Genomic DNA, 6,742 nt, shown 5'->3' on the forward strand with positions numbered 1-6,742 from the left:
ATTTTTTAGGTTTAGCATAAAAGCATGAATATTCCAAAGATTTATTGCAAATCTGTAATAAATAGACGACTATAAATTATTTGAATCCTTATATGCAAAAAATATTAGCCATTGTGGCACATCCCGACGACGAAATCATAGGAGTAGGCGGGACCCTTTGTAAACATATAGCCCAAGCAGATCGCGTAACGGTCTTAATTTTAGGGGATGGGAAAAGTTCTCGAGATACTCGTTATAAAAAGATTGATGAAGAAACTAAAGAACTATCCGAAAAAGAAACGCGAAAAGCACTAGCTTGCATCGGCATAAAGTCTTTTATAAAAGAAAGTTTTCCAGATAATCGCTTTGACAGTGTTAATATGCTGGATATAATAAAAAAAATATCTAGCTGCATAAAAAGCATCGAGCCATCCATAGTCTATACGCATCACTTCGGGGATCTAAATATTGACCATCAAAGAACCGCCGAGGCAGTAACTATCGCTTGTCGTCCAATTGAAAATAACTGCGTAAAAGCTATTTATCAATTTGAAACCTTATCATCGACTGAATCGGCCGGATATTTTTCGGGACGAGCATTTTTGCCAAACATGTTTGTCGATATAACAGATTATATTGATAAAAAGATTTGTGCAATGAACTCATATAAAAGCGAACTGCGTGAATTCCCTCATCCGCGATCCCTGGAGACTATTAAAGCAAACGCCATGGTTTGGGGAAGCAAGATAAATATTCACTATGCCGAAGCATTTTTTTGCTTAAGAGAGATTAAATAATGAAATATGATAAGACTATGTATTCCATTTTTATTGACTGATACCAACCAAATACCAGACAGATCTGAATATGAAGACGAGATCTTTTTGGAACCGAACATATTTGACGGAATTGAATTGCAAAAAATAATACATCACGATCAGCTAGATAAATTATTGCAAAATGCCTCAAAATTTGGCAAAATAAAAGCTTTTCACTTTCCGACTGAAAATGCGGACTATTTAAATATTAAACGCATAGAAAGAACTCTTTTAGAAACAATTAAGATTATAGGCAGGAATAAAATCCCACATTTAGTGTTACATTCAAACTACATTCAACCCTTGGGTGAATTTGAATATTCCAATATGCCTGAAACAAGAAAAAGATTTATCAAATTCTACAACGAGATAAGAGCAACGGCCATAAAATCTGAAGTTGTTATTTGTATAGAGAATTTACCGATAATAGGCAATAACGGAGATGATTTTGATTCAGTTTTTGTCTTTCCTCAGGACTTTGATGATTTTGATTCCCCAAATATTCGAATTGCGTGGGATATCGGCCATTGGGCATATACATGCAAAGAATTTTTAAAATTATCAAGACATCTTGGCTTTAAAGAAGACTATATACTAGACTTTTACGATTTTATTAAACTTGGCTCAAAAATCATCAGATTTCATTTTTCTTCTTTTAAAAACAAAAAAGGCAACTCCAATTTTCCAAGTTGCGAAGAAGGAATCATCCCCCAATTAGGCCACTATGACGAAAAAATTCTTGCTCATGCATGCCGAATAATAAACGATTGGCCCCAAGATGTCGATATCACGCTAGAGATGAAAGAAACAAACTATCACAAGAGAGAAAATCTACATCATGCTATAAATTGGTTCTATACTAATGTCATCTCCTGTCAAAAATCATAAAATCCATATTTTCAGCTCCCCAACGATTTTTAAAATCGATAATGCCTTTATTATTTGAGCTAGCCATATCAAGAAATCTAAACCCCTCTGTTGATAATCGGTTTATTGTTGAAAACATAATTAGATAGTTGGCATTATATTTGCGACCATCATCCGATGAGACATTCCACCAATAAAAAGACCATTCCTTGTGATTCAAAAAAATACTTGTTGCAATCAATTTATTATCATGGAAAGCACCTACGAAATATACATCTGGGAACAACAATAGTTTTTCAAAGAATAATTTCGGTGTTTTATAGGAGCTGTTTACCCTGTCCATTGTTTGATCATATATACTGTAAAAACTATCCAGGTATTTGGAATCTAGGCATCTGGTCATAACTCCGTTTTTTGTTGCATTTTTAACTGCATTTTTTGCATTCTTTTTTACAAAACGCACCCAGCCGGGTGTTATTTTTATTACGGAAGTTATTTCCGCTGACCAGCCGGGCTTACCCTTTAATTCTGTTTTGTCCCTCGGAAACAGCTTCATTCGATTAATTTTTACTTCAAATTCTTTCTCAATCCCTTCTATGATATCAGACATGGCTTCATAACTTAATTGTTCCGAAGAGATAAAGCCTCCATATCCAATAAAATTAGCATAAGCTTTATTGTTATCGCATTGCAGGCAGATATATACGTTCGTATCGTTAATATTTATCTTTATATAATGATTGATTAAATCGAATATTTCAGAGACGAGCTTAAGCCATGGCAGTTGTTGAAAAAAATTAGATTCCGCCAAGTCAGCCGAAATCCCGATCCATTCTGATTCGTTAATTTCTGTGATCTTCATTTTTATCATACGAGTTAATTATCCTGCAAATTTCCTTAATTCTCTTTTTATTTATCGGATAACGGAACGGGATAGACAAGACCCTCTTCCACATTTGTTCCGTGTTGGGCAAACTATTCGGATCTACGGATATATCGCTAGACTTGTATAGCGGCAGATAGTTCCAAACTGTCTGTACGCCATTTTTAGACAAGTATTCTGAAACATCAAACCTCTCCCCTTCACTTAATATCATCGTAGCATATAAAGGCAGCATTTTTTCAGCAGATAGAAGAGTAAATCTTAAGTTATTTTTAATATAAATAAAATTATCCAGAGTAGCTTCTATATTATTCTTATGCTCCAGCAATTTGCGCGCAAGAATTGATTTTTGAAAACTGTTCATATTTTTTATGCTGGTATTCCCTTGGTCTATCTTTATGTTTTTTTCTTTTCCGAAATTATACACCAAACCTGTTAAAATAAAAAAGGATAATAGTTCTGAAAAACTTACATAAATAAAAAAACTAAAATAATATTTCCATCGCCGGGCAAAAGTCATCAAAATTGAAGAGAAAGAAACAAAATCTTCCGGCAAATTGATTTCCGCTTTTTTCAATAAATCTTCCCTATTAACAACCATTGCTCCTCCCCCTAGAGCGAATAGTTGCTTTTCCGGTCCAAAACTATACACCGAAATATCACCGTACCTATTTAGCTTTATGTCAGAAAGTGTATTTTCTAAGGTCTGAGAAAGATCGTTGATCAAAAAAATATTTCTTTCTCTGCAAAGTCTCGATAAGTTATCCAAATCGTCTATCAAGCCAAAAGTATGAGTAACGATTATGCCCCTAGTTCTGCAATTTATGGATTTTTTTAGTAAGTCAAAATCAATCCCGCAGGTTGGATTAATATCAATAAATCTAGGGACACCCTTTGTATAGAGTATGGGCTCAACGACAGCTGGACAATTAAATGCCGTTAAGATAACTTCGTCTTGGGCTTTTATGCCTAAAACTTTAAGCGCTAGCAGAATCGAAGATCTACCGCTATCAAGCAAATAAACCCTACTGCTCCCAAAATACTTATGAATCGTAGAGTCGTTTTTTCTATCGACATTCTTAAGCGGTAATATTTTTTTAAAAAGATATCGCACGCAATCGGCATGATCGTGCCAAAATCCCGTCCATGGATATATTTCTTCTATTTTACCATTAATTATCGGCGGGAAAAGCATATCTTTATTAATGTCATTTTTCATAATGTTTAATCGTAAGTAAAATGCCGGTTTCAAGATCAACCTTTGCGGCAAATCCTAATAGACTTTTAGCCTTTTCTACGGATGGCACTCTGCGCGTTATTTCCAGAGCAGATTCCCTTATATTGTTACCATATTGCCTAAATACAATTTCTGATCTTGATTCAGGAATATACTTAAGTATGATTTCGGCTAATTTCTTTATGCTTACTTCAATTGGATTCCCAATATTTACTATTTCAAACGGAGCTTTGTCGTATTTTATAAGCATAGCAACCCCATCAACGGCGTCCTGGGCATAAGTAAAACAGCGCGATTGACTGCCATCACCAAAAATATTTATTTCCCTATTATTTAAAGCAGCTTCAATAAAAATACTAACAACGAAATTATTTCTTTGCGACGGCCCATAAACGTTGAAAAACCGCGCTATGCCAACGCTCATCTTGGAAGAGACTGCCTTTAAATATTTTTCTATTTCCAACTTATTCTTTGCATATAAAGAAAACGGATCTGGTGTGCTCGATTCCTTATAGGGAATATCTTTGGAATTTCCGTATATCTCTGACGATGAAGAAAAGATAAATCTTTTTACTTTGTTTGCAACGCATAAATCGATAAATTCTTTTGTATCGCAATAATTAGTTTTTTGAACTTTGTCGGGGTTGTTATTGCAGTTGTCCACGCCTAATACAGCTGCTAGATGAATTAGACAATCCACTCCGATCAAATACGGTTCTATTTTTTTAAAATCACAAATATCGGATTGCACAAAAGATACTCCATCGACCTTAGCAAATTGAGTGTCAATCACCGTAATATCGTATACATCATCTTTGAAAAGTCTTTTTATTAAATGTGTTCCAATAAATCCCGATCCCCCCGTAATTACCACCTTTTTCCTATTCATAAGTGAATTTATTTAATGTTTTAGAAATATATTTAACTTCTAGCTCACTGAGATTTTCGTAAAGAGGCAGAGAAAGAACTTCCTGGAAAATCTTCTCCGTAACTGGCAAATTGTGGCTAAATCCTCCATCTTTATAATATTTTTGCATATGGTTTGGAATAAAATGAACACTTGTTCCAATTCCGGCAAGCTTCATCTTTTCAACAAGTTCATCGCGCCCTAGCCTTGATGAAGGCCTAACTCTTATAACAAAAAGATGCCAAGCATGTTGATTTTTAGCACAGTCAGAATCCTTTGGCAATACTATGTTGGGATTATTTAATAAAAGCTTTTTGTACAGCCTTACCAGTTTCACTCTTTTCATGTGTGCTCGCTCAACAAATGGAATTTGAGATAAACCCATGGTTGCATGTATATCAGTCAAATTGTATTTAAAACCAGCATAATCAACTCCATAATTCCAAGACCCATTTTTAGCATATCGCTTCCATGCCTGTTTTGTGATGCCATGCATAGACACAGATCTGACATATTCAGCGATTTTAGAGTTCGGACACACAACCATTCCACCTTCGGCAGTGGTTAAATTTTTTGTTGCATAAAAACTAAAGCATGTGAGATTTTTCCCCCCGCCGATATATTTTCCATTATATTTCGTAAGAAAAGCATGAGCAGCGTCTTCAACCACTTTTAAGCTGTATTTTTTTGCGATCCTGTTGATAGAGCCCATCTTTGCCGATACTCCAGCAAAATGAACAACAACAATAGCTTTTGTTTTTTTTGTTATTCGTCTTTCAACATCTTTCGGGTCTAAACAAAAAGTATCTTCCTCTATGTCACAGAACACAGGATTGGCTCCGAGATGCATAATCGAGTTTATTGTCGAACAGAAAGTATAACTTGGGACAATAACCTCGTCCCCCGGTTTAATTCCTGCTGCCAGATATGCCAGATGCAAAGCGGCAGTGCCCGAAGAAACAGCCACAACGTTCTTTGCGCCAACAATGGAAGCAATGGATTTTTCAAATAATTGAGCTTGCTTGCCTGTTGTGATCCAGCCAGATTCAATGACCTTTTTTAAATCGCCGACAACGGAACTCGGAATATTTACTCTGTTGAAAGGTATATATTTCATATCTTTATTTCCTTGATTAATCGATTAAAAATAAACAACTTTAGGTTCCTCTACTTGTGCAGAACTCTGAAAAGAAATCTCCTCTTTTTTTGTTTCTCAAATACTCTGGGGCGCGCTACGACCCTTCTTCTAAAAAGACAAATAAAAAATACAAGCATATTTGCCGTAAAAATCACTGAAACATAAGTAACGGTCAATAAATTATATTCTGCTATTGAAACTATTGTTAGAAAGTCCGTACTTGCCATTATTGCCCAGAATGAAAGTGTTTCACTCCAGGGATTTTTAAAAGATTTTCTGATAGTAGGAATATAACCTGCGCCATCAATTGCTGAAACCATTAACACGGAGGGCAACGGATTATCTAACTGCCACCAGATCACAACTGCAAGAAGTGCAAACGCAAGAACTATTTTGTCGCTTGATATTACATCTTTTGTCCCATATTTGAATGAAAGTAGAAAAATAATAAATACAAAGAAAGTTCCAAGAATTAAACTGACGCTCGCAAATTTCCCACCCCCTTCCAACAGAGCGACTGTAGCAGTTCCTTGAGTGATACCTCCGATCAACCAGGTATATAAATGAGGCTTTGTTTTATTTGCAAAAATATCACTTAAATATGGAATAAAACCTATAATAACGAGCGAAGTCGCAATGACCGCGACAAAAATCTTATAATCCATAAATTCGGGGAGTTAAAAGATAATTTATTGACTTAATTCTATCACAAAATATGATATAGCTCCACCAACCTCGATAGTATTACTATCATATCTTTATTAAGGTGAGAAAAGGTGTCAGGTATGCTCTGTAGAAAACATCCTCATTTTACCAAGACAGCACAATAGCTACATTGTGCGTGAATATTCTTAGCATGATTTCCCTGCACTGGCTCCAGAATGTCCGCGCGCGCAAGAAGCTATCCAAATTT

General features: G+C 35.3%; 7 protein-coding genes. 2 read left to right on the forward strand and 5 right to left on the reverse strand.

The window, feature by feature from the left end; translation table 11 throughout:
* Positions 1-92 precede the first annotated feature (92 nt).
* On the forward strand, positions 93-776 hold the full coding sequence (locus tag WC788_07510) for a PIG-L deacetylase family protein (protein ID MFA6097445.1): 684 nt from the start codon (positions 93-95) through the stop codon (positions 774-776).
* Between the two features lie 6 nt (positions 777-782).
* The gene (locus tag WC788_07515) at positions 783-1,685 is read left to right on the forward strand and encodes a TIM barrel protein (GenBank protein MFA6097446.1); all 903 of its coding nucleotides are present in this window, start codon (positions 783-785) and stop codon (positions 1,683-1,685) included.
* Here WC788_07515 and WC788_07520 read toward each other — a convergent pair.
* From WC788_07520 to WC788_07540, 5 genes are read right to left on the reverse strand one after another with little or no spacing between them, the layout of a single operon-like run.
* Positions 1,663-2,535, reverse strand: coding sequence for a peptidoglycan bridge formation glycyltransferase FemA/FemB family protein (locus WC788_07520; protein ID MFA6097447.1), 873 nt, complete (start codon positions 2,533-2,535; stop codon positions 1,663-1,665). The genes WC788_07515 and WC788_07520 overlap by 23 nt on opposite strands.
* Positions 2,507-3,766: an aminotransferase class V-fold PLP-dependent enzyme gene (locus WC788_07525; protein MFA6097448.1), complete on the reverse strand. Its 1,260-nt coding sequence runs from the start codon at positions 3,764-3,766 to the stop codon at positions 2,507-2,509. Before WC788_07525 ends, WC788_07520 begins: the two co-directional genes overlap by 29 nt.
* The gene (locus tag WC788_07530; GenBank protein MFA6097449.1) at positions 3,756-4,673 is read right to left on the reverse strand and encodes an NAD-dependent epimerase/dehydratase family protein; all 918 of its coding nucleotides are present in this window, start codon (positions 4,671-4,673) and stop codon (positions 3,756-3,758) included. The genes WC788_07525 and WC788_07530 overlap by 11 nt, the downstream gene beginning before the upstream one ends.
* Complete coding sequence (locus WC788_07535) at positions 4,666-5,808, reverse strand: DegT/DnrJ/EryC1/StrS family aminotransferase (GenBank protein ID MFA6097450.1); 1,143 nt, start codon at positions 5,806-5,808, stop codon at positions 4,666-4,668. The genes WC788_07530 and WC788_07535 overlap by 8 nt, the downstream gene beginning before the upstream one ends.
* A gap of 50 nt (positions 5,809-5,858) precedes the next feature.
* Positions 5,859-6,494 (reverse strand): hypothetical protein, encoded by a 636-nt coding sequence (locus tag WC788_07540; protein ID MFA6097451.1) that lies wholly within the window; start codon positions 6,492-6,494, stop codon positions 5,859-5,861.
* Positions 6,495-6,742 lie beyond the last annotated feature (248 nt).

It is taken from the genome of Candidatus Paceibacterota bacterium (genome assembly GCA_041661265.1).
Lineage (GTDB): Bacteria > Patescibacteriota > Minisyncoccia > JAHIHE01 > JAGLIN01 > JBAZUT01.

Coding starts and splice junctions, on each gene's coding strand:
- WC788_07510 (MFA6097445.1), top strand. CDS start 93: ATGCAAAAAATATTAGCCATTGTGGCACATCCCGACGACGAAATCATA.
- WC788_07515 (MFA6097446.1), top strand. CDS start 783: ATGATAAGACTATGTATTCCATTTTTATTGACTGATACCAACCAAATA.
- WC788_07520 (MFA6097447.1), bottom strand. CDS start 2,535: ATGATAAAAATGAAGATCACAGAAATTAACGAATCAGAATGGATCGGG.
- WC788_07525 (MFA6097448.1), bottom strand. CDS start 3,766: ATGAAAAATGACATTAATAAAGATATGCTTTTCCCGCCGATAATTAAT.
- WC788_07530 (MFA6097449.1), bottom strand. CDS start 4,673: ATGAATAGGAAAAAGGTGGTAATTACGGGGGGATCGGGATTTATTGGA.
- WC788_07535 (MFA6097450.1), bottom strand. CDS start 5,808: ATGAAATATATACCTTTCAACAGAGTAAATATTCCGAGTTCCGTTGTC.
- WC788_07540 (MFA6097451.1), bottom strand. CDS start 6,494: ATGGATTATAAGATTTTTGTCGCGGTCATTGCGACTTCGCTCGTTATT.